The 23,133-nt window shown below is 68.9% G+C and carries 23 protein-coding genes; 21 read left to right on the top strand and 2 right to left on the bottom strand.

Features of this window, described 5'->3' with window-relative positions:
• Positions 1 to 21: 21 nt before the first annotated feature.
• The 8 genes from AC1D2E_RS14260 (at position 22) to AC1D2E_RS14225 (ending at position 7,581) form a co-directional block, all read left to right on the top strand.
• Positions 22 to 945, top strand: a complete 924-nt coding sequence (locus tag AC1D2E_RS14260) for an intradiol ring-cleavage dioxygenase (protein ID WP_478198001.1) — start codon at positions 22 to 24, stop codon at positions 943 to 945.
• On the top strand, positions 945 to 2,399 hold the full coding sequence (locus tag AC1D2E_RS14255; protein ID WP_478198000.1) for an amidohydrolase family protein: 1,455 nt from the start codon (positions 945 to 947) through the stop codon (positions 2,397 to 2,399). The genes AC1D2E_RS14260 and AC1D2E_RS14255 overlap by 1 nt, the downstream gene beginning before the upstream one ends.
• On the top strand, positions 2,396 to 3,925 hold the full coding sequence (locus AC1D2E_RS14250) for a sugar ABC transporter ATP-binding protein (protein WP_478175276.1): 1,530 nt from the start codon (positions 2,396 to 2,398) through the stop codon (positions 3,923 to 3,925). Before AC1D2E_RS14255 ends, AC1D2E_RS14250 begins: the two co-directional genes overlap by 4 nt.
• The gene (locus tag AC1D2E_RS14245; RefSeq protein WP_478197999.1) at positions 3,918 to 4,904 is read left to right on the top strand and encodes an ABC transporter permease; all 987 of its coding nucleotides are present in this window, start codon (positions 3,918 to 3,920) and stop codon (positions 4,902 to 4,904) included. The genes AC1D2E_RS14250 and AC1D2E_RS14245 overlap by 8 nt, the downstream gene beginning before the upstream one ends.
• A gap of 8 nt (positions 4,905 to 4,912) precedes the next feature.
• A complete protein-coding gene (locus tag AC1D2E_RS14240) occupies positions 4,913 to 5,926 on the top strand; it encodes an ABC transporter permease (protein ID WP_478197998.1) in 1,014 nt (337 codons plus the stop codon).
• On the top strand, positions 5,923 to 6,894 hold the full coding sequence (locus AC1D2E_RS14235; protein WP_478197997.1) for a sugar ABC transporter substrate-binding protein: 972 nt from the start codon (positions 5,923 to 5,925) through the stop codon (positions 6,892 to 6,894). Before AC1D2E_RS14240 ends, AC1D2E_RS14235 begins: the two co-directional genes overlap by 4 nt.
• A 66-nt stretch (positions 6,895 to 6,960) precedes the next feature.
• Positions 6,961 to 7,266 (top strand): YciI family protein, encoded by a 306-nt coding sequence (locus tag AC1D2E_RS14230; RefSeq protein WP_478197996.1) that lies wholly within the window; start codon positions 6,961 to 6,963, stop codon positions 7,264 to 7,266.
• Positions 7,267 to 7,275: 9 nt separating this feature from the next.
• Complete coding sequence (locus AC1D2E_RS14225; protein WP_478197995.1) at positions 7,276 to 7,581, top strand: Dabb family protein; 306 nt, start codon at positions 7,276 to 7,278, stop codon at positions 7,579 to 7,581.
• A gap of 103 nt (positions 7,582 to 7,684) precedes the next feature.
• Here the strand turns inward: AC1D2E_RS14225 and AC1D2E_RS14220 are convergent, their stop codons facing one another.
• On the bottom strand, positions 7,685 to 8,656 hold the full coding sequence (locus tag AC1D2E_RS14220; RefSeq protein WP_478197994.1) for a LysR family transcriptional regulator: 972 nt from the start codon (positions 8,654 to 8,656) through the stop codon (positions 7,685 to 7,687).
• Between the two features lie 89 nt (positions 8,657 to 8,745).
• Here AC1D2E_RS14220 and AC1D2E_RS14215 point away from each other — a divergent pair, with 89 nt between their 5' ends.
• Positions 8,746 to 10,203: an MFS transporter gene (locus tag AC1D2E_RS14215; protein WP_478197993.1), complete on the top strand. Its 1,458-nt coding sequence runs from the start codon at positions 8,746 to 8,748 to the stop codon at positions 10,201 to 10,203.
• On the opposite strand, the gene AC1D2E_RS14210 is transcribed toward AC1D2E_RS14215, so the two are convergent.
• A complete protein-coding gene (locus tag AC1D2E_RS14210) occupies positions 10,178 to 10,978 on the bottom strand; it encodes an IclR family transcriptional regulator domain-containing protein (RefSeq protein WP_478197992.1) in 801 nt (266 codons plus the stop codon). The two genes, AC1D2E_RS14215 and AC1D2E_RS14210, sit on opposite strands and share 26 nt — an antisense overlap.
• An 84-nt stretch (positions 10,979 to 11,062) precedes the next feature.
• Between AC1D2E_RS14210 and AC1D2E_RS14205 the strand changes: the two genes are divergently transcribed.
• From AC1D2E_RS14205 to AC1D2E_RS14150, 12 genes are all read left to right on the top strand, one after another.
• Entirely contained in the window at positions 11,063 to 12,031 is a 969-nt protein-coding gene (locus tag AC1D2E_RS14205) for a Bug family tripartite tricarboxylate transporter substrate binding protein (RefSeq protein ID WP_478197991.1), read from the top strand.
• 4 nt (positions 12,032 to 12,035) lie between these two features.
• Positions 12,036 to 13,274 (top strand): Rieske 2Fe-2S domain-containing protein, encoded by a 1,239-nt coding sequence (locus AC1D2E_RS14200; protein ID WP_478197990.1) that lies wholly within the window; start codon positions 12,036 to 12,038, stop codon positions 13,272 to 13,274.
• 19 nt (positions 13,275 to 13,293) lie between these two features.
• Positions 13,294 to 13,758, top strand: a complete 465-nt coding sequence (locus AC1D2E_RS14195; protein ID WP_478197989.1) for an aromatic-ring-hydroxylating dioxygenase subunit beta — start codon at positions 13,294 to 13,296, stop codon at positions 13,756 to 13,758.
• The gene (locus AC1D2E_RS14190; protein WP_478197988.1) at positions 13,755 to 14,756 is read left to right on the top strand and encodes a PdxA family dehydrogenase; all 1,002 of its coding nucleotides are present in this window, start codon (positions 13,755 to 13,757) and stop codon (positions 14,754 to 14,756) included. Before AC1D2E_RS14195 ends, AC1D2E_RS14190 begins: the two co-directional genes overlap by 4 nt.
• Complete coding sequence (locus AC1D2E_RS14185; protein ID WP_478197987.1) at positions 14,753 to 15,781, top strand: 2Fe-2S iron-sulfur cluster-binding protein; 1,029 nt, start codon at positions 14,753 to 14,755, stop codon at positions 15,779 to 15,781. The genes AC1D2E_RS14190 and AC1D2E_RS14185 overlap by 4 nt, the downstream gene beginning before the upstream one ends.
• 183 nt (positions 15,782 to 15,964) lie before the next feature.
• Positions 15,965 to 16,516: an OmpA/MotB family protein gene (locus AC1D2E_RS14180; protein WP_478197986.1), complete on the top strand. Its 552-nt coding sequence runs from the start codon at positions 15,965 to 15,967 to the stop codon at positions 16,514 to 16,516.
• A gap of 255 nt (positions 16,517 to 16,771) precedes the next feature.
• Positions 16,772 to 17,749: a formylglycine-generating enzyme family protein gene (locus AC1D2E_RS14175; protein WP_478197985.1), complete on the top strand. Its 978-nt coding sequence runs from the start codon at positions 16,772 to 16,774 to the stop codon at positions 17,747 to 17,749.
• A 447-nt stretch (positions 17,750 to 18,196) separates the two neighbouring features.
• On the top strand, positions 18,197 to 19,273 hold the full coding sequence (locus AC1D2E_RS14170) for a tartrate dehydrogenase (protein ID WP_478197984.1): 1,077 nt from the start codon (positions 18,197 to 18,199) through the stop codon (positions 19,271 to 19,273).
• Between the two features lie 367 nt (positions 19,274 to 19,640).
• Complete coding sequence (locus AC1D2E_RS14165; protein WP_478197983.1) at positions 19,641 to 20,600, top strand: ABC transporter permease; 960 nt, start codon at positions 19,641 to 19,643, stop codon at positions 20,598 to 20,600.
• A complete protein-coding gene (locus AC1D2E_RS14160; RefSeq protein WP_478197982.1) occupies positions 20,597 to 21,472 on the top strand; it encodes an ABC transporter permease in 876 nt (291 codons plus the stop codon). Before AC1D2E_RS14165 ends, AC1D2E_RS14160 begins: the two co-directional genes overlap by 4 nt.
• A gap of 8 nt (positions 21,473 to 21,480) precedes the next feature.
• The gene (locus AC1D2E_RS14155) at positions 21,481 to 22,473 is read left to right on the top strand and encodes an ABC transporter ATP-binding protein (RefSeq protein WP_478197981.1); all 993 of its coding nucleotides are present in this window, start codon (positions 21,481 to 21,483) and stop codon (positions 22,471 to 22,473) included.
• A gap of 5 nt (positions 22,474 to 22,478) precedes the next feature.
• The coding region (locus tag AC1D2E_RS14150) for an ATP-binding cassette domain-containing protein (protein WP_478197980.1) at positions 22,479 to 23,133 on the top strand (655 nt) is incomplete at its 3' end.

The raw sequence follows: 23,133 nt of genomic DNA, 5'->3' as shown, positions 1-23,133 counted from the left end.
CCACAGAACAAGGAGACTTCAATGCGAAATTTGAACGAAGACAACATCACGCGTGCGGTGATCGCGATGCACGCCGACGCCAAGGACGCACGCGTCCGGGCCATCATGACCAGCCTGGTGCAGCACCTCCATGCCTTCGCCCGCGAGGTCGAATTGACCGAAGAGGAGTGGTTCAAGGGCATCCAGTTCCTGACCGACGTGGGCCACATCACGACCGACGTGCGGCAGGAATTCATCCTGCTCTCGGACACGCTGGGCCTCTCGATGCTGGTGACTGCGCTCAACAACAAGAAGCCGCAGGGCTGCACCGAGGCCACCGTCTTCGGCCCCTTTCACGTCGAGGGCTCGCCGCACGTGCCGCTGGGCGGCGACGTCGCGAACGGCGCCGAGGGCGAGCCCTGCTTCGTGCGCGGCAGCATCGTCGGCACCGACGGCCAGCCCATTCCCAACGCCGAACTGCAGGTGTGGCAGGCCGATGCGGCCGGCAACTACGACGTGCAGTACGCCCGCGAGAACGGCGAGCACGAGCTCCGCGCGCGCGCCACGCTCAACGCCGACGCGAACGGTGACTTCCACTTCAAGACCATCCGCGCCGAGGCCTACCCGATCCCGCACGATGGCCCGGTCGGCAAGATGCTCGAGGCGCTGGGGCGCCACCCGTGGCGGCCCGCGCACCTGCATTTCATGATCACCGCGCCGGGCTTCGAGCGGCTCATCACGCACGTGTTCCGCAACGGCGACCGCTACCTCGACTCCGACGCGGTGTTCGGCGTGCGCTCCTCGCTGATCGCCGACTGGATCGAACATGCACCCGGCGCCACGCCCGACGGCGGCAGCAGCGCCGTGCCCTTCTACACGCTGGACTTCCGCTTCGTGCTGAACCCGGTCGCTGCGCCCGCTGCAGCGCGTGCCGCCGGTACCACCGCACGCGAGGCGTCGGCCTGATGTCCACGCCGATGCCTCTGCGCATGCGCACTCGCACGCGCATCGCAGGCGCCACGGTCGTGTCGATGGACGACACGCTGGGCGTGATCGAGAACGCCCGTATCGAGATCGTCGACGGCCGCATCGCATCGGTCGGCGCGCTGCACGATGCGCCGCCGGCTGATGCAGCCGACACCGTCATCGATGGCCGCGGCTTCATCGTGTTTCCCGGCCTGGTCAATGCGCATATGCACACCTGGCAGACCGCGTTGCGCGGCATGGCCAGCAACTGGACGCTGATGGAATATTTTCGCTGGATGCATGCGGGCCTGGGCACGCTGTTCACGCCCGAGGACGTCCGCATCGGAACCTATGCCGGCGCGCTCAACCAGTTGAATGCCGGCACCACCACGCTGGTCGACTGGTGCCACAACAACCCGACGCCCGCGCACACCGATGCGGCCGTCGATGCGCTGGCGCAGAGCGGCATTCGCGCAGCCTTCTTCCACGGCAGCCCCAAGCCCGACCCGCGCCCCGGCGAGCCGCCTTTCTGGGAGGTCGCGCACCCGTGCAGCGAGATCGCGCGGCTGCAGGCTGACCCGCGTTTCGCGGCCGATGGCCTGCTGAGCCTGGGCATGGCGGTGTTGGGCCCGCACTACTCGACGCTCGAGGTCGCGGTGGCCGACTTCGCGCTGGCCCGCGAGCTGGGGCTGACCGCCTCGATGCACCAGGGCGGCGGCGCTGCGCGTGCACCCGAAGGCTGGACGGTGCTCGAGCGCGAAGGCCTGCTCGGCCCGAACATCAACATCGTGCACGGCAACGGCCTGAGCGATGCGCAGCTCGACCGCTTCGTCGCGCTGGGCATGAGCTTCTCGCTGACGCCCGAGAACGAGATGACGCAGGGCCACGGTCACCCGATCGTCGGGCGGCTGCGTGAACGCGGCGTGTCGCCCTCGATCGGCGTCGACCTCGAATCGGGCCTGTCGGGCGAGATGCTGACCGCCGCGCGCATCGCGCTCGTGCACCAGCGCGCGCTCGACAACGCAGCCTTCCGCGCCGCGGCTGCAGCCGACGGCCCCGTGATCCCGCCGACCACCACGCTGCAAACGTATGAAGCACTTCGCTGGGTCACTGTGGAAGGCGCCCGCATGCTGGGCCAGCAAGACCGCATCGGCTCGCTCACGCCCGGCAAGCAGGCCGACCTGATCCTCATCGATGCGCGGCTGCCCAACATGCAGCCGGTGCACGACCCGGTCAGCACCGTGCTGATGCAGGCCAGCCTCGCCAACATCGACTCGGTAATGGTCGCGGGCCGGTGGCGCAAGCGGCACGGCATGCTGGTCGACGACGCGGGCCGGCCGATGGACCCTGAGGCCTGGCTGCCCGCGCTGCGCGCATCGGGGCAACGCCTGGCCGCCGGCGTGGGCTGGCAGCCGGCGCGCCCCACCTCTCACACAAGAACGGAGACTGCATGACCACCCCACACGATCCCGCTGCGCCGGCCACGCCGCGCGTCCCCATCCTGGAACTGCGCGGCATCAGCAAGCGCTTCACCGGCGTGCAGGCGCTGGACGACGTGTCCTTCGAGCTGCACTGCGGCGAAGTGCACATGTTGCTCGGCGAGAACGGCGCCGGCAAATCGACGCTCATGAAAGTGCTGTGCGGCGCGCACACCGCCGACGCGGGCGAATTCTTCTACCAGGGCGCACCGGTCGTGATCGGCGGCCCGGCCGATGCGCAGCGCCTGGGCATCGCKGTGATCTTCCAGGAGTTCACGCTGGTGCCCTATCTCAGCGTGGCGCAGAACATCTTCCTCGGCCGCGAGCCCAAGAGCCGGCTGCCCGGCCTGGTCGACCATGCGCGCATGCGGCGCGAGGCGCAGGCGATCATGGACCAGCTCGGCATGACGCTCGACCCCAACACCGTGGTCGCGACGCTGGGCGTGGCGCAGCAGCAGATGGTCGAGATCGCCAAGGCGCTGTCGCAGAAAGCGCGCATCGTGGTGCTCGACGAGCCCACGGCCGCGCTCTCGGACAACGAGACCGAGAAGCTGTTCGCGATGATCGAGACGCTCAAGCGCCAGGGCGTGGCGATGGTCTACATCAGCCACCGCATGGCCGAGGTCTTCTCGATGGGCGACCGCATCACCGTGCTGCGCGACGGAAAGAAGGTGGGCTTTCGCATGCCCGGCGAGACAGCGCCCGACGAGCTGGTGAGCCTGATGGTCGGCCGCAAGGTCGACATGTCGTACAGCCGCACCTACTGCACCGAGCCCGGCGAGATGGCGCTGCGCCTGCAGGGCGTGAGCGCGCGCTCGGGCATCCAGGACGTGAGCCTCAACGTGCGCGCCGGCGAGATCGTCGGGCTGGCCGGGCTGGTGGGCTCGGGCCGCACCGAGGTCGCGCGCGCCATCTTCGGCGCCGACGCGACCGCGTCCGGCAGCATCGAGATCTTCGGCCGGCCCCAGACCGGCGGCCCCACGCACGCACGCCGGCTCGGCGCCGCGCTGATCCCCGAAAGCCGCAAGGCGCAGGGCCTGGCGCTGATCCGCTCGGTGGGCGAGAACCTGGTGCTCGCGAGCCTGCCAAGGCTGTTCCCGAGCGGCCTGTTCTCGCCGTCGAAGGCGGCGGCTCAGGCACGCGAGCTGATCGCGCGGCTGCGCATCGCCACGCCCGGGCCGGACCGCCGCGTGGGCGTGCTCTCGGGCGGCAACCAGCAGAAGGTGGTGATCGGCAAGTGGCTCAGCGCCGAGGCGCGGCTCTTCATCTTCGACGAGCCCACGCGCGGCATCGACGTGGGCGCCAAGGCCGAGATCTTCAGCCTGATCGACGGGCTGGTGAAGAAGGGTGCGGCGGTGCTGATGATTTCCTCGGAGCTCTCCGAGATCGTCAACGTCTGCGACCGCACCTACGTGATGCGCGAAGGGCGCGTGGCCGGCGAACTCGCCCGCGACGCCATGAGCGAGGAAGCGATTCTGACATTGGGGATGCACCATGCATGAGATGACCGTGCGCGCCGAGCCCATCGAGGGCGTCGGCAAGCTGATCGTGCGGCTGAAGCACGCCGGCAGTGCCAGTGGCGCACTGATGATGCTGATCATCCTGTGCGCGGTCTTTGCGTTCTCGACCGAGAACTTCCTCGACGTGGCCAACCTGGTCAACGTCGCGGTGCAGTCGACCATCCTGCTGCTGCTCGCACTGCCGATGACGCTGATCATCATGACCGAGGGCCTGGACCTCTCGATGGGCGCGGTGCTGACGCTAGCCAACGTGGTGCTGGCCACGGTGGCGGTCGACACCGGCGGAGTGAGCCTCGCTCTGCTGGCCGCACTGGGCGTGGGCCTGGCCTTCGGCTTGGTCAACGGCACGCTGGTCTCGCGCCTGGGCATCCCGCCCTTCGTCGCGACGCTGGGCACGCTGGGTGCGGCGCAGGGCCTGGCGCTGGTGGTGACCGACGGTCAGAGCGTCGTCGGCATCCCGGCCTCGGTGCAGATGTTCTACAGCGGCGCCTTCCTCGGTGTGCCCGCGCCCATCTGGATTGCCGGCATCGCCTATGCGGTGTTCCATGTGGTGCTGTATCACACGCGCTTCGGCGCCAACGTCTTCGCGCTCGGCGGCAACCGAGAGGCGCTGACGCTGGCCGGCGTGCGCACGCGCCTCTACCTGGTGGCGGTGTACGTCATCGGCGGCCTCATGGCCGGCCTGGCGGCGCTGCTGCTGACGGCGCGCATCAGCTCGGGCCATCCCACCGCCGCGCTGGGCATGGAGTTCGACGCCATCGCCGCGGTCGCGGTCGGTGGCACCTCGTTCGAAAAGGGCAAGGGCTGGCTGCTCGGCACCCTGATCGGTGTGCTGGCGGTGGGGGTCCTGCGCAACGGGCTCAACCTGCTGGGCGTGAGCTCGGCGGTGCAGGTGTCGGCCATCGGCCTGCTCGTCATCCTCGCGTTGATGATCGACGCGTTCCGCGGGAAGCAATCGTGAGCACTGTGATGAAGACCCCCTCCCTTCCCTCGAACACCGCGGCTTCGGCACAGGGCGCACAGGGCCTGCAAGGCCTGTGGCAATCGCTGCCGGATCCGGTGCGCAGCGTGGCCTTCCGGCTGCTGGCGCTCGGACTGCTCTGCCTGGCGCTGAGCCTCGCGAGCGACGCCTTCCTCACCGCTACCAACATCGTCAACGTGCTGCGGCAGGCGGCGCTGCTGTTCCTGCTGGCCTCGGGCGTGACGCTGGTGATCCTCACCGCGGGCCTCGACCTCTCGGTGGGTGCGAACGTCGCAATGAGCGCCTGCCTGGCCGCTACGCTGATGAAAGCCACGGGCTCGATCACGCTGGCCGTGTTCGCCGGGCTCGGCTGCGGCCTGCTGATCGGCATCGCCAACGGCATGATGATCACGCTGCTGCGGCTTCCGCCCTTCATCGCGACCTACGGGATGCTCTGGATCCTGCACGGCGTGACCTACTGGTTCATGAAGGGCGAGATCATCCACGGCTTCCCCGCGGCCTTCCGCTCCGTCGGCAGCGGCCACTGGCTGGGCATCCCGATCCCGGTCTACCTGATGGTGGCCTTCCTGTTCGTCGGCGTGGTATTTGCACAGCGCACGCGCTGGGGCCAGGAGATCTACGCCGTGGGCGCCAACCCCGAGGCCGCGCGCCTCTCGGGCGTGCCGGTGAAGAGCCGCCTGGTGCTGGTCTACGCCGTGAGCGGCGCGATGGCCGGGCTGGCCAGCCTGATCTTCCTCGCACGGCTCAACTCGGCCGAAGGCGACATCGGCGAAGCACTCACCCTGCCGGCTATCGCGGCCGTGCTGATCGGCGGCACCTCGCTGTTCGGCGGCGTCGGCTCGGTCTTCGGCACGCTGGTCGGCGCGCTGATCCTGACCCTGGTGCTCAACGGGATGAACCTCTTGGCGATCAGCTCGAACTGGCAACCCGTGGTCACGGGCGTGATCGTCGTACTGGCGGTATTTCTCGACAACCTCACTCGCAAAGGAGACAGAAAATGAAGATGAAGGCAACCCTCCGGCTCGCCCTGCTGGCCCTCGTCCTGGGCGGCGCCTCGCTGGCGCAGGCTCAGAGCGGTGAACGCATCGCGGTGTTCACCAAGAACCAGACCAACCCCTTCTTCCAGGCCGTGCGCCTGGGCGCCGACTCGGCCGCCAAGCAGCTCAATGCGAAGGTCACGCATTACGTGCCGACCAAACCCGACAGTATCCCCGAGCAGATGAGCCAGATCGAGGACGTGATCATCAAGAAGCCCGACGCGATCGTGTTCACGCCGGTCGACTACAAGGCCATGGGCCCGGCCGTCGGCAAGATCAACGCGGCCAAGATCCCCGTCGTCAACGTGACCGACCGCAGCGAGACCGGCAACTTCATCGCCTTCGTTGGCGCCAGTGACTACCAGCTGGGGTTGGAGACCGGCAAGTTCCTGATCAAGGCCATGGGAGGCACGGGCAACCTCGTGGTGCTCGAAGGCGTGAAGGGCTCGCTCACCAGCATCGACCGCGTGCGCGGCTTCAACGACGCCGTCAAGGCCTCGCCGGGCGTCAAGGTGGTGGCCTCGCAGCCGGGCAACTACCAGCGCCTGCAGGCGCTGCAGGTGATGGAGAACCTGATGCAGTCGCAGCCCAAGATCGACGGCGTGTTCGCCGCCAACGACGCCATGGCCTCGGGCGTGATCGAGGCGCTCGACGGCGCGGGCCGCAAGGCGCTGGTGGTGGGCATCAACGGCACCAACGAAGCCATCGACGCGATCAAGGCCGGCAAGATGCTCGCATCGGGCGATTACAACGGCTTCCTGCAGGGCTGCGTGTCGACCATGACCACCATCCGCGAACTGCGCAAGCTGCCGGTCGAGAAGGACGTGGTCTTCCCTGCGACCGTGATCGCCAAGGACAACGTGGCGCAGTACGAGACGCCCGTCGAGTCACGCACTTGCCCCAAGTGGGAAGACGCCATCGCCAAGAAGTGAGCCCGCGGCGCGCGGCCCGCTGCGGCGAGCCGTGCGCCCTTCATCCATCCTCTTCGGAGCATTCCCGTGATTTTCGTTTTCCATCTCCTGGACCGTGCCGATGCCGGCGAACTGCGCCTGCGCGTGCGGCCCGAGCACAAGGCCTACCTCGCCGCGGTGGCCGACCGCATCGCCTTCGCCGGCCCGCTGACCAGCGACGACGGCCAGACCATGATCGGCAGCCTGCTGGCCATCGACTTCCCCGACCGCGCCGCAGCCGAGCGCTGGCAGGCCGACGAGCCCTTCACGCGAGCCGGCGTCTACCAGAGCGCCTCGGTGCGGCCCTTCGTGAACCTGTGGCCGCAGAAGGCCGGCTTCCCACCCGCGGCCTGAGTCCGACCCATGACCTTCAAGCACATCGTCATGTGGAACCTGCGCGGCGACTCCGCCGAGGAGAAGGCCCGCGCCATCCACCTGGTCCGAGGCAAGTTCGAGGGCCTGCGCGGCCAGATCCCGGGGCTGCTGCACCTGGAAGTCGGCGTCGACCTGAGCCATGCCGACTACGCCTGCGACGTCGTGCTGTACAGCGAGTTCGACAGCCAGGAATCACTCGCCTCTTACGCCACGCACCCCGCGCACCTGCGCGTGCGCGAGGAGATCGGCGACCTGCGCATCGCGCGGCACCAGGTCGACTACGCGGCGCACTGAAGCGCGCCCCTTTTCCCTCCCGATCGCGCGGCCGTCGGCTGCGCGGTGTTCTTTGATCCCGGCCGGCACGCTGATTCTCTCTGGCGGCATCACCGAAGGTCGCTCAAACGACGCCCTTCTTCGCTCCCGTCGCCAGCGATGCGACCGACGGAACGATCCAGCGCGGTTCATTGAGCACCCGCTGCATGCGCTCGCGCAGCCATTGATGCGCGGGGTCGGCGCCCTGACGCGGGTGCCAGGCCATGCGCATGGTCTCGGACGGCACGGAGACCGGCAACTCGAACACCTGCAGTCCGAGCGAGGCCGCCATCCCGCGCGCCGTGCGCTCGGACACGCTGGCCACGAGGTCCGTGCGCGAGGCGGCGATCAGCGCAGAGAAGGAACTGGGCACGAGCAGCGCCACGTGCCGTTCGAGCCCGAGTTGCTCCAGGGCTGTGTCGACTGCGGAGACTTCGCCCGAACGCGGCGTGACGCCGACATGGCGCGCGGCGGCAAAGCGTTGCGCCGTCATGGGGTTCTTCTTCTTGCCCGGCTTCAGCAACGGGTGACCGGTGCGAACCGCTCCCACCAGCGTCTGCTGCGACAGCACCTGGGTCTCGGTCTCGGGGTCGGTGCTCCGGAAGCTGCCGACGTCGAGGTCGAGCCGCCCTTCGCGCAAGGCGCCCGGGTCGACGTGCGTTTCAGGCAGGAACTGCAAGGTGGCCAGCGGCATGTCGATCTCCAGTGCGCGCGACAGGCTGGCCCCGAACACCACCGCGATCCCCTCGGGTGCCCGAACGACGAAGCGCCGTTTGACCGCCGCCAGGCCTTGCGCATCGACCGGTGCGCGCAGCGCCTGCGCCTGGGCCAGCAGCGCGCGCACCGGCTCCACCAGTGCCAGCGCGCGCGGCGTGGGCACGAGCTTGCGGCCCGCCCGTACCAGGATCGGGTCGCCGAAGGCTTCGCGGATGCGCGCCAGGGTGTGGCTCATGGCGGGCGTGCTCAGGTGCATGCGCGTGGCGGCGGCCGTCACGCTGCCGGTGCCGAGGAGGGCGTCGAGCGCGGTCAGCAGATTGAGGTCGTATGTTTTCGTCACGCGAAATCATATGTTCAATTTATTGCACTGTACAAAATCCATACCGCTGCCGACACTGGCGCCCCTTGCCCCGGTCGAAAGCACTTCCCTTGAAAAGCCCCAATGAATCGCCCCCGCTGCTGCCCTTCGCCATGCTCGCGCTGACGCTGGTCCTGGCCGCGCTGGACCAGACCATCCTGTCGACGGCGCTGCCCGTGATGGCGCATGAACTCGTCGGCGCATGGCCGCTGGCGTGGGCGTTCTCCGCCTACCTTCTGGCCGCCACCGTGGTCATCCTGTTGTACGGCCGGCTGGCCGACGTGCTGGGCAAAAAGCCGATGCTGCTGCTGGCGATCGGCCTGTTCCTGCTGGGTTCGCTTGCCTGCGGAGCGAGCCAGGACGTGCGCCAGCTGGTGCTCGCGCGGGCGCTGCAGGGCGCGGGCGGAGGCGGCCTGATGACCTTGACCATGCTGACCGTGCCCGACCTGGTCGCGCCCGAGGAGCGCGGCCGCTATCAGGCCTTGCTGGGCGCGGCCTACGGCGTCTCGACCCTGTTCGGCCCGCTCGTGGGCGGCGCACTGGTGCAGCATTTGTCGTGGCACTGGGCTTTCTGGCTGAACATCCCGCTGGCGGCATTGGCCTGGGGCGTGCTGGCCCTGACCTTGCCGTCGAAGCCGGCGTCGGCGCAGCAGGGCCCCCGTCCTCGCATCGACTGGCTCGGCGCCGTGCTGCTCATGACCGCGCTCGTCAGCCTGCTGCTGGCCACGCAGCACGGGAAGCTGAACCTGCCCGAGCGCGTCTCGCTCTGGCTGTTGCTGGCGCTGGGGGCCAAGTTCACCCTGGCCTTCCTCTGGCGCCAGCATCGCGCGGCGCATCCTTTGCTGCCGCTGTCGCTGTTCGCCCGGCCGGCCTATGCGGCAGTGAGCTTCATCGGGCTCACGACCGGCATCGCGCTCTACACCGCGGTGGTGTTCCTCCCGCAGTACCTGCAAGCCGGCTTGCACCTGTCGCCCACGGGCTCGGCCTGGCATTTGCTGCCCCTGATGGCAGGCATCACGATCGCGGCCGTGGCCAGCGGCAAGCTGCTGCGCGCGCAGACGCCGGCCGCCGTATTGGCGCGCGCGGCCTGCTTGCTGATGCTGCTGTCTTTCGGCAGCATGGTCGCCGTGCTGCGCGGGCTTGCGCACCAGCCGCTGGCGCTGTCGGCCAGCGTGATGCCGCTGGGCCTGGGGCTGGGGCTGCTCTTTCCGATCATCACCGTGGTGGCGCAGCGCGTCTCGCCCGCACAGCACATGGGCATCGCGACGGCGGCGCCGATCATGCTGCGCAGCCTCGGCGGAGCGTCCGGCGTGGCGCTGCTGGCCGTGCTGCTGGCCCACCGCATGAAAGAAGAGCTGTCGCCCCTGGATGCACTGGGCCACGGACTGCAGCCGGTGTTCGGCTGCGCGGCCGGGGCCGTCGTCCTGGCGCTGCTGGCCTGCCGGTGGCTGCCGCAAGGAGGAGGGCGCTCGATGAACGCGATGAACGAACAGGGGCTTCGGCTCACTCCGGATAGAGCCGTGCCGTGAGCGTGGCACTGGCCTTGCGCAGCGCCGGCAGAAAGGCGTCCCGGAACTCGATGAATTCCATCCGCTCGGCGCGAACCGCGATGCTCATGCCGGCCACCGTCGCGCCGCCGCGGTCGAACACCGGCACCGCCATCGAGCGCACGCCCAGCTCGAGTTCACCGTCGTTGCCGGCATAGCCCTCGTCGCGGCAACGCGCGATCAAGGCCAGCACGGCATCGGCTTCGAACACCGTGCGCGGCGTGAGGCCGCGGCGCGGCATTGCGCGCACGCGCCGCTCGGCCTCGTCGACCGGCAGGCTGGCCAGCAAAACGCGCCCGAGCGCCGAGCAGTACGCCGGCAGCCTCGATCCGATGCCCAGGCCGGTGCTGAGGCTGCGCCGCGCCGTCGAGCGCGCAATGATGATCGCGTCGTCCTCCAGCAGCGTCCCGAGCGAGGCGGATTCGCGCGTGCGCTCCGACAGCGCGTCGAGCAGGGGCTGCGCCAGCGACGGCGTGGGCCGCGACGCCAGGTAGGCGTGCGCGACCAGCAGGACCTTGGGCAACAGCCAGAAACGCTTGCCGTCGCTCTCCAGGTAGCCCAGGGCACGCAAGGTCAGCAGCGACCGCCGGGCCGAGGCCGGCGAGCCGCCGGTGAGCCGTGCCACCTCGGACACGGTCAGGCGGTTGTGCTGGCGACCGAAACAGGTCAGGACCTCCATCCCCTTTTGCAGCGAGGCCACGAAGTTCTTGTCCACAGGCTCCGGGGTGGAGGTCGGAGCGACGTCATTTTTGCGCATAGCGCAAATCTAGCTTGTTTGCCTTGCGTTGAATCAAGACACTGCAGTTCCCCCGATGAACGACTGACACGGAGATCCTGAGACATGTTCAAACCCTTCGCCCGGCGCCTTGGCGCGGCCTGCCTGGCCGCCGCCTTCCTGGCCGGCGCCGCAGCGGCACAGCCCGGCAAACCCTTGAGAATCGTGGTTCCCTTCCCGGCCGGCGGCACCGCCGACATCCTTCCGCGCGTGGTGGCCGCGAAGCTGCGCGACAGCTTTCCGGCCGGCGTCGTGATCGAGAACCGCACCGGCGCCGGCGGCAACATCGGGGCCGAGTCGGTCTTCAATGCCCCGCCCGACGGCGAGACGCTGCTGGCGTCGCCGCCGGCGCCGATCGCGATCAACCAGCACCTCTATCGCAAGCTGAGCTTCGATCCCGCGAAGTGGGTGCCGGTCACGATGATCGCCACCGTGCCGAACGTGCTGGTGGTGAATCCCAAGCTGCCGGTGCACAGCGTGCCCGAACTCATCGCCTACCTGAAGGCGAATCCGGGCAAGCTCAGCTACGGCTCGCAAGGCAACGGGACCACCTCGCACCTGACCGCCAGCATGTTCATGCAGCTGACCGGGACCGAGATGGTCCATGTGCCGTACAAGGGCACGGCGCCGGCGCTGGTCGACCTGATCGGCGGGCAGATCGACGTCTTCTTCGACAACCTGAGCTCGTCGCTGCCCTTCCACCAGAGCGGCAAGGTGCGAATCCTCGCGATCGCCGACGAGCAGCGCTCGCGCGCCCTGCCTGACGTGCCCACCTTTGCCGAGCAGAAGCTGCCGGCCATGAACGCCGTGACCTGGTTCGCCCTGGTGGCGCCGCCCGCAACGCCTGCCGCCAAGGTGCAGGCGACACAGAAGGCCTTTGCCGACGCGCTCGCGCTGCCGGACGTCAAGCGGCAGTTCGCCGAACAGGGCGCCGAGCCGCGCGGCTGGGACAGCGCGCGGACCGGCCAGTTCATCCAGGCCGAATCCGCCAAGTGGGCCAAGGTCATCAAGAACGCCAACGTCACCCTGGACTGACACCATGACGCAAGACACCCAACCGATCCACTGGGCCGGCCCCGGCCTCACGCGCATTCCCTTCGCGCTCTACAGCGATGGGCCGACCGCGGCCGAGGAACAGGCCCGCATCTTCCGCGGCGAAGTCTGGAACTACCTGTGCCTCGACGCCGAACTGCCCGCGAGCGGCAGCTACCGCACCACCTTCGCCGGCGAGACGCCCGTGGTGGTCGTGCGCGACGACGACGGCGAGATCTACGCCTTCGAGAACCGCTGCGCGCACCGCGGCGCGCTGATCGCGCTCGAGAAGTCCGGCCGCGCCGAGAACTTCCAGTGCGTCTACCACGCCTGGAGCTACAGCCGCCAGGGCGATCTCACGGGCATCGCCTTCGAGAAGGGCGTCAAGGGGCAGGGCGGCATGCCGGCCGGCTTCTGCAAGGAAGAACACGGCCCGCGCAAGCTGCGCGTCGCGACCTTCTGCGGCCTGGTCTTCGGCAGCTTCAGCGAGGACGTGCCCGGCATCGAGGAGTACCTCGGCGACGAGATCTGCGCGCGCATCGAGCGCGTGCTGCACAAGCCGGTCGAAGTCATCGGCCGCTTCACGCAGGCGTTGCCGAACAACTGGAAGCTGTACGTGGAGAACGTCAAGGACAGCTACCACGCGAGCCTGCTCCACCTGTTCTTCACCACCTTCGAACTCAACCGCCTGTCGCAGAAGGGCGGCGTGATCGTCGACCAAAGCGGCGGCCACCACGTGAGCTATTCGATGATCGACCCCGCCGCCGAGAAGGACGCCTCGTACAAGGAGCAGGGCCTGCGTTCGGACACCGACCGCTACCGGCTCAAGGACCCGAGCCTGCTGGCCGGCTTCACCGAGTACGGCGACGGCGTGACGCTGCAGATCCTCTCGGTCTTCCCCGGCTTCGTGCTGCAGCAGATCCAGAACTGCCTGGCGGTGCGGCAGGTGCTGCCCAAGGGCGTGGAGCGCACCGAGCTCAACTGGACCTACCTGGGCTACGCCGACGACACGCCCGCGCAGCGCAAGGTGCGGCTCAAGCAATCGAACCTGATCGGCCCGGCCGGCTTCATCTCGATGGAGGACGGTGCGGTCGGCGGCTTCGTGCAGCGCGGCATTGCCGGCGCGCGCGACCACGATGCGGTCGTCGAGATGGGCGGCGGCGGCGCCGCTTCGAGCGAGGGACGCGCCACCGAAGCCTCGGTGCGGGGCTTCTGGAAGGCCTATCGCCACCACATGCGCGCCTGATTGCAGAGGAAGCCACACCATGATCGACCTGCTGGCGCTCTGCGCCTTCCATGCCGCCTACGCCGATGCCATCGACAGCGATGCGCTCGAACGATGGCCCGACTTCTTCGCCGACGACGCCGACTACCGCATCACGCACATCGAGAACGAGCGCGAGGGCCTGCCCGCCGGCATCGTCTATGCCGACTCGCGCGCCATGCTCGAAGACCGCATCGCGGCCCTGCGCGAAGCCAACATCTACGAGCGCCAGCGCTACCGCCACATTCTCGGCATGCCGCTGCTGCTGAAGTCCGAGGAGCAGCAGGCGGAAGCGCGCACCCCCTTCCTGGTGGCGCGCATCATGGCCGGCGGCCAGACCGACGTGTTCGCCACCGGCGTCTACCAGGACCGCTTCGTGCGGCAGGACGGGCGGCTGCTGCTGCAGTCGCGCGTGGCCGTCTGCGATAGCACGGTGACGGACACGCTGCTCGCCTTGCCGCTGTGAGCGCGCGCGCCCGAACCCACGCGCCGCCGCGCCGCCTGGCGCTGGCGGCCGGCGACCCCAACGGCATCGGCCCCGAGATCGCGCTCAAGGCCCTGGCGGCGCTGCCGGCCGAGGCACGCGCCGGCATCACCGTGTATGGCCCCACCAGCGTGCTGGAACGCACGGCGGCGATGCTCGGTTGCAGCGTGCTGCTTCGCGAGCTGCGCGTCGTCGACGCCGGAGACCTCCCGGCCGAGTCCGCCCAGCCCGGCCGCATCGACGCCGCAGCGGGCGCGTCGGCCGTCGCCTCGGYGACGGCGGCGATCGAGGCCTGCCGGCGCGGCGAGGTCGACGCGGTGATCGCCTGTCCGCATCACGAGACCGCGATCCATCGCGCCGGCATCGCCTTCAGCGGCTACCCCTCGCTGGTCGCACGGGTCTGCGCGGTGCCGGAGGATTCGGTGTTCCTGATGCTGGTCGGCGGCGGCCTCCGGATCGTGCACGCGACCCTGCACGAAAGCGTGCGCAGCGCGCTCGACCGGCTCACGCCGGCGCGGGTGGCCGCGGCGGCGCGGGCGGGCGCGCGTGCCTGCGCGCTGCTGGGCGTGCCCGCGCCTTCGATCGGCGTCTTCGGCATCAATCCGCATGCCTCCGAAGGCGGACTGTTCGGGTCGGAGGATGCCGCCATCGTCGAGCCCGCCGTGCGTGCGCTGCGGGCCGAGGGCCTGCGCGTCGACGGCCCCTGCGGCGCGGGCATGCTGCTGGCGCAACGCCGGCACGACCTGTATGTGGCGATGCTGCACGACCAGGGCCACATCCCGATCAAGCTGCTGGCGCCGAACGCCGCGAGCGCACTCAGCATCGGTGCCGACGTGCTGCTGTCGAGCGTGGGCCACGGCAGCGCGATGGACATCGCCGGCCGCGGCATCGCCGACTGCACCGCGCTGCTGCGAACCCTCGCGCTGCTCTCGGCTGCGCCAAGCCAGGCGCCCCAACTTTCAGAAAAGAAAATGTCATGACCCATCGCGTGGCCATCGCGGACAGCGACATCGCGTTCGACTGCGCCGACTCCGAATCCGTGCTCGATGCCGCGCTGCGCGCCGGCATCGAGCTGCCCTATTCGTGCCGCAAGGGCGTCTGCGGCAACTGTGCCGGACGGGTCGAGGCCGGCGAGGTCGCGGGCCTCGGCGGCGCATCGATGCGCAACGAGGCCTGCCTGCCGGACCAGCTGCTCTTGTGCATGTGCGCGCCACGCACGGACCTGGCGATCGCGCCCGTCTCGTGGCACCGGGTCGACCCGGCGGCGCGCAAGCGCTTCCAGGCCAAGGTGTTCAGGAACCAGCTTGCGGCGCCCGACGTCTCGGTGCTGCAACTGCGCCTGCCGGCCGGGCAGCGCGCCAAGTTCCACGCCGGGCAGTACCTGCAGATCGACGTCGGCAACGGCACGACGCGCTGCTACTCGATGGCCAATGCGCCGCACGAGAGCGACGCGCTGACGCTGCACATCCGGCACGTGCCCGGCGGCGCCTTCAGCGCCCGCGTGCCCGGCTTGCAGCCGGGCGAGCTGCTGGACATCGAACTGCCCTTCGGCGCCGTCACGCTCGACAGCGCGTCGACGCGGCCGCTGGTCTTCGTCGCCGGCGGCACGGGCTTCGCGCCGGTCAAGTCCCTGATCGACGACATGGCCAAGCGCCGGATCGCGCGGCCGATCACGCTGATCTGGGGCGCGCGCCGGGCCGAGGGCCTCTACCTGCGCCCGGCCGTGGCACGGTGGCAGCGCCAGTGGCCGGACTTCCGCTTCGTCGCCGCGCTGAGCGAGGGCGTGGCGCAGGCGCCCGACGACGCCTATGCCGGCCGGGTCGACGAAGCGCTGGCTGCGCACTGCCCGGATCTGGCGGGGCACGAGGTCTACGCCTGCGGCGCACCGGGAATGGTCCATGCCGTGCGCGAGATGGCGGTGCAACGCTGCGGCCTCGATGGGGCCGCCTTCCATGCCGACGTGTTCGTGGACGGGCCCGCCGTGTCGACGTCGGCGACGGCCTGACCGGATAGGACCAAAGTCGTATAGCAACCCGTCGTCGAACGGAAGACACTCGCAGCACTTCGTAGAGCCTTTGAATGGCGGCCGTGGCGTAGCGCGACTTCGCCCGCCATTGCCCCGATGTCCGATCGCGGGCCGGATGTCTCGGGATTCCATCGTGTTTGTTCCACAAGAGCGGAGAAAGCAATGAAATCAACCAAGTTCGTCCTGGCGCTGTGCGCCGCGGTGGTGGCAGCGGGCTGCGTCACCAAGCAGACCTACAACACCGAGGTGCAGAAGGCCGACACCTACGCGGCGCTCAACCAGAAGCTCTCGGGCGAGCTGAGCAGCGACCAGGCCCAGATCACGCAGTTGCAGAACGAGCTCAAGGTGACGATGGTCAACGAGATCCTCTTCCCCGAGGGCGGCTGGACGCTCAGCCCCAAGGGTGAACAGACGCTGGGCAAGATCGCGCCGACGCTTTCAAACCTGCCCGGCCAGCAGATCATCGTTCAGGGCTTCACCGACAACGTGCCGATCGGTCCGGAGCTTCGGTCCCGCTTCCCGTCCAATCTCGAGCTCTCGTCGGCACGGGCGGACAACGTCGCGCGCTTCCTCACCTCGAAGGGCGTGCCGCAGAACTCGATCTCGGCGCAGGGCTTCGGCGATGCACGGCCGGTGGCGAGCAACGACACGCCGCAAGGCAAGGCGAAGAACCGCCGCGTCGAGATCGTGATCTCGGCGGCCAGTCGGCCGTAAGGCTTTGACTCAAACGCGGCTCGGTGCCTGACTGACGACTGACCGACCCTTCCCGTCGCCGAGATGGGTTGGGGCGCGGCCACGGGGCGCCCGGTCGGCTCGACGCCCCGCGGGCCCAGTCGCCGCAATGACTGCGATCACGTCGCCGAAATTCGGCTATCGTCGCATGAACTGCAAGCGCGACGATTCACTGCTCGACATGGCCGCAAGGGGCAGCCTCTGCTGCGACACCGGCCTCAAGTTCCGACCCACCGCATGACGACTGAAACTTCCGCATCGACCGACGTCCTCGCAGCGCCGCACCCGGGCATGCTGTGGATCCCTGGCGGCACCTTCCGCATGGGGTCCGACCATCACTACCCGGAAGAGAAGCCGGCGCACCGCGTGACGGTCGACGGCTTCTGGATGGATGCGACGCCGGTCACCAACGCGCAGTTCAGAGCCTTCGTCGAAGCCACTGGCCACGTCACCTTCTGCGAGATACCACCCGATCCCAAGGACTACCCGGGCGCGCTGCCCGAGATGCTCAAGGCCGCTTCCTCGGTCTTCGTGGCGCCGCCCGGCCGCGTGAGCCTGCGCGATCACTTCCAGTGGTGGCAGTTCGTCCCCGACGCCAACTGGCGCCAGCCGCAGGGGGTGGGCAGCAGCATCGTCGGCAAGGACGACCATCCCGTGGTGCACCTCGCATGGAGCGATGTCGAGGCGTATGCGAAGTGGGCCGGCAAAGAGATCGCGACCGAAGCCGAATGGGAGTTCGCCGCGCGCGGCGGGCTCGAAGGCGCCGAATACGCCTGGGGCAGTGCACTCGTGCCCGGCGGCGTTCACCAGGCCAACACCTTTCAGGGCGAGTTCCCCTGGCAGAACCTGGCCGAGGACGGCTTCACGGGGACCTCGCCGGTGCGCAGCTTCGCGGCCAACGCCTACGGCCTGTACGACATGATCGGCAACGTCTGGGAGTGGACCGACACCTGGTACGCGCCGCGCCACCCGGACGAGAAGCTCAAGGCCTGCTGCATCCCCGTGAACCCGCGCGGCGCCGCGAAGGAGCAAAGCTTCGATCCCGGCATGCCGGACATCCCGATCCCGCGCAAGGTGATGAAGGGCGGCTCGCACCTGTGCGCGCCGAACTATTGCAGGCGCTATAGGCCCGCCGCGCGCATGCCGCAACCCGTCGATACATCGACCTCGCACCTGGGCTTCCGATGCATCGTGCGGCAGGAACGCACCAAGTGAACGAACCAAGGCTCAGGCCTCCGGGGAAGCAGGAACGCTCCGCGCTGCCTTCGAACTGCAGGCCGGCGGCTACAACGGCTCGACCTACGAACTCCGCGACGACGCCGCCAGTCGCCGAGGGCGTACTGCGCTGACCGATGCGCGCCGAGCTCGCGACGATGCGCGACAACCTGCGCCGTGCGAGAGAGTCGCCGGCCGACAAATAGCCGGCCCCGGCCCCGGCTCTAGCCTTCTAATAATCAGAACGCCAACCCACAATTCCTCCAGCGCAAATTAGGGATTTCATTCTTAAGTCTCACGCGCAAGCCTTCTGATTTTGGCAAGGCAAATTACGTATCAACCCCGATCGGGCCGCGCGGCCCGGGTTCTAGACTTCTTCGAGGAATGCCCGCTTTGCAGCGCGGGCGCTGGAATCGAAACAGTCTTGAAGAAGCGGGTGCTTGATCGATGCAACGAAAACACAGAATCGCCGTCGTCCCGGGAGATGGCATCGGAATCGAAGTGGTGCCAGAAGGCCTTCGTGTGCTCGACGCCGTGGGGCGCCGCTTCGGCATCGAGTTCGTCTTCGACCATTTCGACTGGGGCTCCGAGCACTACGTCCGCCACGGGCTGATGATGCCCGTGGACTGGGCCGAGCGCATCGGGGGGCACGACGCGATCTACTTCGGCGCGGTCGGTGCGCCGGACAAGGTGCCCGACCACGTCGCGGTCTGGGGCCTGCTGATCAAGATCCGCAGGGAGTTCGACCAGTACGTGAACCTGCGTCCGGTGCGCCTGATGCCCGGCGTGCCCGGACCGCTCGCGCATCGCAAGCCAGGCGACATCGACTTCCTCGTGGTGCGCGAGAACACCGAGGGCGAGTACACCTCGGTGGGCGGCCGGCTGTTCGAAGGCACGCCCCGCGAAATGGCGATCCAGGAGGCCGTGTTCACGCGCGTCGGCGTCGACCGGATCCTTCAATACGCCTACGAGCTCGCCAGCAAGCGGCCGCGCAAGAACCTGGTGGCGGCCACCAAGTCGAACGGCATCTCGGTCACCATGCCGTACTGGGACGAGCGGCTGGCGGAGATGGCCAGGCGCTATCCCGACATCGCGACCAGCAAGTTCCACATCGACATCCTGTGCGCGCACTTCGTGCAGCACCCCGACTGGTTCGATGTCGTCGTGGCCTCCAACCTCTTCGGCGACATCCTGTCCGACCTGGGCCCCGCCTGCACCGGGACCATCGGCATCGCGCCGTCCGCCAACCTGAACCCCGAGCGCCGCTTCCCGTCGCTGTTCGAGCCGGTGCACGGCTCCGCGCCCGACATCGCCGGCAAGGGCGTGGCCAATCCGATCGGCCAGATCTGGTCCGCCGCCTTGATGCTGGACCACCTGGGCAACGGCGACAGTGTCTATGCGCAGGCCTCGGCGTCGATCCTCGCCGCCATCGAGACGGTGCTGACCGACGGCCCGCGGACTCGCGACATGGGTGGCACCGCCAGCACGGTCGATGTCGGCCGCGCCATCGCAAGCTGCATATGACGCACTAGGATGAATGCGAGCTTCTCGATTCGATGCGGCCTGGATGAGCTGGGGCGGGCTCACGCCGACGGCGTACTCTGCTCCGCGAATGTCCCCCGGCCTGCGGCCTCCTCCTTGATTTCGCTGCGCAGAGCACACCATCGGCGTGATCCAGTACGGCAGTTGTTGATCGGCCGGTGCCCCACGTGCTTACCCGTGCCGAGGGCATCGGGTGGCCCCCGCAGCGAAATAAAGGAGGAGGCGAAGCCGGGGGACATTCGCGGAGGGGGCCACCCGGTGGCCTCGACACGCGCCCCGAACGCCCGATCCGAAACTCGGCGAAGTCTCATGCATCGCGCGTCACGCGATCGCGTGGTGGAGAACTAGGATGGGACTCTTCCTGCTCAAGCGACTGGCCACGCTGGTCGGGACGCTGATCGGCGCTTCGGTCATCGTCTTCCTCGTGCTCGAGATCCTGCCCGGCAATGCTGCGCAAATGCTCATGGGCCCGGACGCCTCGCCCGACGCGGTGGCCGCGCTGGCCACCAAGCTGGGCCTGGACCAGCCGGCCTGGACGCGCTACTGGCACTGGATCGGCGGCCTCTTGACCGGCAAGCTCGGCGACAGCTACGCCTACGGCTCGCCGGTGCTCGACCTGATCCTGGAGCGGCTCGCGCTCACCATTCCACTGGCGGTGCTGGCGATGAGCCTCACCACGGCGCTGGCGCTGTTCGTCGGCGTGACGGCCGCGGCGCGCCACAACAAGCTCGGCGACGTCGGCCTGATGAGCCTGACGCAGGTGGGCATCGCCGTTCCGAACTTCTGGTTCGCCATCCTGCTGATCCTCCTGTTCTCCGTGAAGCTGCAGTGGTTCTCCGCGGGCGGCTTCGACGGCTGGGGCGAAGGTGCCGCGGGCGTGCTGGGCGGCCTCAAGTCGCTGCTGCTGCCGGCCCTGTCGCTGGCCGTGGTGCAGTCCGCGATCCTGGCGCGCATCACGCGCTCGGCGGTGCTCGAGGTGATGCGCGAGGACTTCGTGCGCACCGCGCGCGCCAAGGGGGTGTCGCAGCGCGCGGTGCTCTGGCTGCACGTGCTGCGCAACGCGCTCATTCCGGTCGTCACCGTGATGGGCATGCAGTTCTCCGAGCTGCTGGCCGGCACCATCGTGATCGAGAACGTGTTCTACCTGCCGGGCCTCGGCCGCTTGATCTTCCAGGCCATCAGCAACCGCGACCTGATCGTGGTGCGCAACTGCGTGATGCTGCTGGCGGCGCTGGTCGTGTTCGTCAATTTCGTGGTCGACGTGCTCTATGCGGTGATCGACCCGCGCATCAAGGCCAGCGACATATGAGCGCCATTGCACTCCCGGGCGCAGGTGCGCCCAAGGCGCCGGGCTTCTGGCGCCGCGCGCTGCAGCACCGCAGCTTCACGATCGGCGCCGTCCTGAGCCTGCTGCTGATCCTGGCCGCGGCCGTCTCGCTGGTCTGGACGCCCTGGTCACCCTATGCGATGGACATGGCGAACAAGATGCAGGCGCCATCGGCCAGCCACTGGCTGGGCACCGACGCCTTCGGGCGCGACGTCGCCTCGCTGCTGCTGGTCGGTGCGCGGGCGTCGATCCTGGTCGGCGTGATCGCCGTGGGCATCGGGCTGGTGGTCGGCACCGCGCTGGGTCTGATCGCGGCGGCGCGGCGCGGCTGGGTCGAGGAAGCCATCATGCGCTTCGCCGATTTCTCGCTCGCCTTCCCGGCCATCCTCTCGGCCATCATGATGACGGCGGTGTTCGGCGCCGGCATCGTCAACGCGATCGTCGCCATCGGCATCTACAACATCCCGACCTTCGCGCGCATCACCCGCGCCTCGGCCAACGCGATCTGGTCGCGCGAGTACATCGCCGCCGCGCGCGCCTGCGGCAAGGGGCCGCTGGCGATCACGCTGCAGCACGTGCTGCCGAACATCTCCGCCGTGCTGATCGTGCAGATCACCATCCGCTTCGCGATCGCGATCCTGGCCGAGGCGGCGCTGTCGTATCTCGGTCTCGGCACCCAGCCGCCGCAGCCCTCTTGGGGCCGCATGCTCAGCGAGGCGCAGACGCTGATGTTCCAGCAGCCGCTGCTGGCCGTCTTCCCCGGCCTGGCGATCGCATTCGCGGTGCTGGGCCTGAACCTGCTCGGCGACGGACTGCGCGACCTTCTGGACCCGCGCCTCGCACGCGCCCGCTGAAACCCGACATGCCACTTCTCGAAGTCAACGACCTCCGCGTGCAGCTGCAGACCCAGCGCGGCCCGGCCGAAGCCGTGCGCGGCATCTCCTTTTCGCTCGAGCGCGGCGAGACGCTGGGCATCGTCGGCGAATCCGGCTGCGGAAAGTCGATCACCGTCATGTCGCTCATGGGGCTGCTGCCGGGCAACGCCCGGGTGACGGGCAGCATCCGCCTCGACGGCCAGGAGCTCGTCGGGCTGCCGGAGAAGACGATGTGCGGCATCCGCGGCAACCGCATCGGCATGATCTTCCAGGAGCCGATGACGGCGCTGAACCCGCTGCACACGATCGCGCGCCAAGTCGGAGAGCCGCTGCGGCTGCATCGCGGCGTGTCGAAGGCCGAGGCGCGCAAGGAGGCGCTGGGCCTGCTCGAGCGGGTCGGCATTCCCGATGCGGCCTCGCGGCTCGACGCCTATCCGCACCAGTTTTCGGGCGGCCAGCGGCAACGCATCGGCATCGCGATGGCGCTGGCCTGCGGCCCGGACCTGCTGATTGCCGACGAGCCCACCACCGCGCTCGACGTGACCATCCAGAAGCAGGTGCTGGACCTGATCCAGGGCCTGGTCGCGGAAATGGGCATGGCGCTGATCCTGATCTCGCACGACCTCGGCGTGATCGCCAACAGCGTGCGGCGCATGCTCGTGATGTACGGCGGCAGCATGGTCGAGAGCGGCCCGACCGCCGCGGTCTTCGCCGAGCGCGCCCACCCCTACACCCGCGGCCTGTTCGCGGCCCGGCCGGTGATCGGCGCGCCGCGCGGCGAGCGGCTCGCCACCATCCGCGGCAGCGTGCCCGAACTGGTGGACCTGCCGCCGGGCTGTCCCTTCGCCGGCCGCTGCGGCTTCACCGTGGCGGCCTGCCAGACCCACCCGCCGCCGCTGACCGTGCAGCCCAGCGGCCATGCCGTGCGCTGCCTTCGGCTCGACGAAGTGGCGGCGCAAGGCGCTGCGGCCTGCGCGTGACTGCCATGAACCCCACACTCCCACCCACGGTCCGATCCGGCTCGGCAGACGGCGCCGCGCTGCTGCAGGTGACCGACCTCGTGCGCCATTACGCGCTGCCGCGCGAGACGCTCTTCGCGCCGCCGCCGCTGGTCAAGGCGCTCAACGGCGTCAGCTTCAGCGTCCAGCCCGGACGCAGCCTCGGCATCGTCGGCGAATCGGGCTCGGGCAAGTCGACCATCGCGCGCCTCGTGATGGCGCTCGACGCGCCCACCTCCGGCAGCGTGCGGCTGGAGGGCCGCGACCTGAATGCCTTGTCGAAGGCCGAGCTGCGCACCGCGCGGCGCGATTTCCAGATGGTGTTCCAGGACCCCTACGGCTCGCTCGATCCGCGCCAGACCGTGGCCCGCATCGTCGCCGAGCCGCTCGACGCCTTGGCCGAAGCGTCAACGCGAAAAGAGCAGCGCGAGCGCGCGGCCGAGTCGCTCGCCGCCGTCGGCCTGCGCAGCACCGACATGGACAAGTACCCCCACGAGTTCTCCGGTGGCCAGCGGCAGCGCATCGCGATCGCGCGGGCCCTGATCACGCGGCCCAAGCTGATCGTGGCCGACGAGCCGGTCAGCGCGCTCGACGTCTCGGTGCAGGCCCAGGTGCTCAACCTGATGCAGGACCTGCAGCAAC

The organism is Variovorax sp. P1_H2 (assembly GCF_056405295.1).
This window is presented reverse-complemented; position numbering and strand designations above follow the sequence as displayed.

Excerpts from the sequence above, each read along its gene's own strand:
- AC1D2E_RS14200 (WP_478197990.1), top strand. The coding sequence starts at position 12,036 with ATGACGCAAGACACCCAACCGATCCACTGGGCCGGCCCCGGCCTCACG.
- AC1D2E_RS14235 (WP_478197997.1), top strand. The coding sequence starts at position 5,923 with ATGAAGATGAAGGCAACCCTCCGGCTCGCCCTGCTGGCCCTCGTCCTG.
- AC1D2E_RS14225 (WP_478197995.1), top strand. The coding sequence starts at position 7,276 with ATGACCTTCAAGCACATCGTCATGTGGAACCTGCGCGGCGACTCCGCC.
- AC1D2E_RS14155 (WP_478197981.1), top strand. The coding sequence starts at position 21,481 with ATGCCACTTCTCGAAGTCAACGACCTCCGCGTGCAGCTGCAGACCCAG.
- AC1D2E_RS14180 (WP_478197986.1), top strand. The coding sequence starts at position 15,965 with ATGAAATCAACCAAGTTCGTCCTGGCGCTGTGCGCCGCGGTGGTGGCA.
- AC1D2E_RS14205 (WP_478197991.1), top strand. The coding sequence starts at position 11,063 with ATGTTCAAACCCTTCGCCCGGCGCCTTGGCGCGGCCTGCCTGGCCGCC.
- AC1D2E_RS14170 (WP_478197984.1), top strand. The coding sequence starts at position 18,197 with ATGCAACGAAAACACAGAATCGCCGTCGTCCCGGGAGATGGCATCGGA.
- AC1D2E_RS14195 (WP_478197989.1), top strand. The coding sequence starts at position 13,294 with ATGATCGACCTGCTGGCGCTCTGCGCCTTCCATGCCGCCTACGCCGAT.
- AC1D2E_RS14260 (WP_478198001.1), top strand. The coding sequence starts at position 22 with ATGCGAAATTTGAACGAAGACAACATCACGCGTGCGGTGATCGCGATG.
- AC1D2E_RS14160 (WP_478197982.1), top strand. The coding sequence starts at position 20,597 with ATGAGCGCCATTGCACTCCCGGGCGCAGGTGCGCCCAAGGCGCCGGGC.
- AC1D2E_RS14185 (WP_478197987.1), top strand. The coding sequence starts at position 14,753 with ATGACCCATCGCGTGGCCATCGCGGACAGCGACATCGCGTTCGACTGC.
- AC1D2E_RS14240 (WP_478197998.1), top strand. The coding sequence starts at position 4,913 with ATGAAGACCCCCTCCCTTCCCTCGAACACCGCGGCTTCGGCACAGGGC.
- AC1D2E_RS14245 (WP_478197999.1), top strand. The coding sequence starts at position 3,918 with ATGCATGAGATGACCGTGCGCGCCGAGCCCATCGAGGGCGTCGGCAAG.
- AC1D2E_RS14255 (WP_478198000.1), top strand. The coding sequence starts at position 945 with ATGTCCACGCCGATGCCTCTGCGCATGCGCACTCGCACGCGCATCGCA.
- AC1D2E_RS14175 (WP_478197985.1), top strand. The coding sequence starts at position 16,772 with ATGACGACTGAAACTTCCGCATCGACCGACGTCCTCGCAGCGCCGCAC.
- AC1D2E_RS14210 (WP_478197992.1), bottom strand. The coding sequence starts at position 10,978 with ATGCGCAAAAATGACGTCGCTCCGACCTCCACCCCGGAGCCTGTGGAC.
- AC1D2E_RS14165 (WP_478197983.1), top strand. The coding sequence starts at position 19,641 with ATGGGACTCTTCCTGCTCAAGCGACTGGCCACGCTGGTCGGGACGCTG.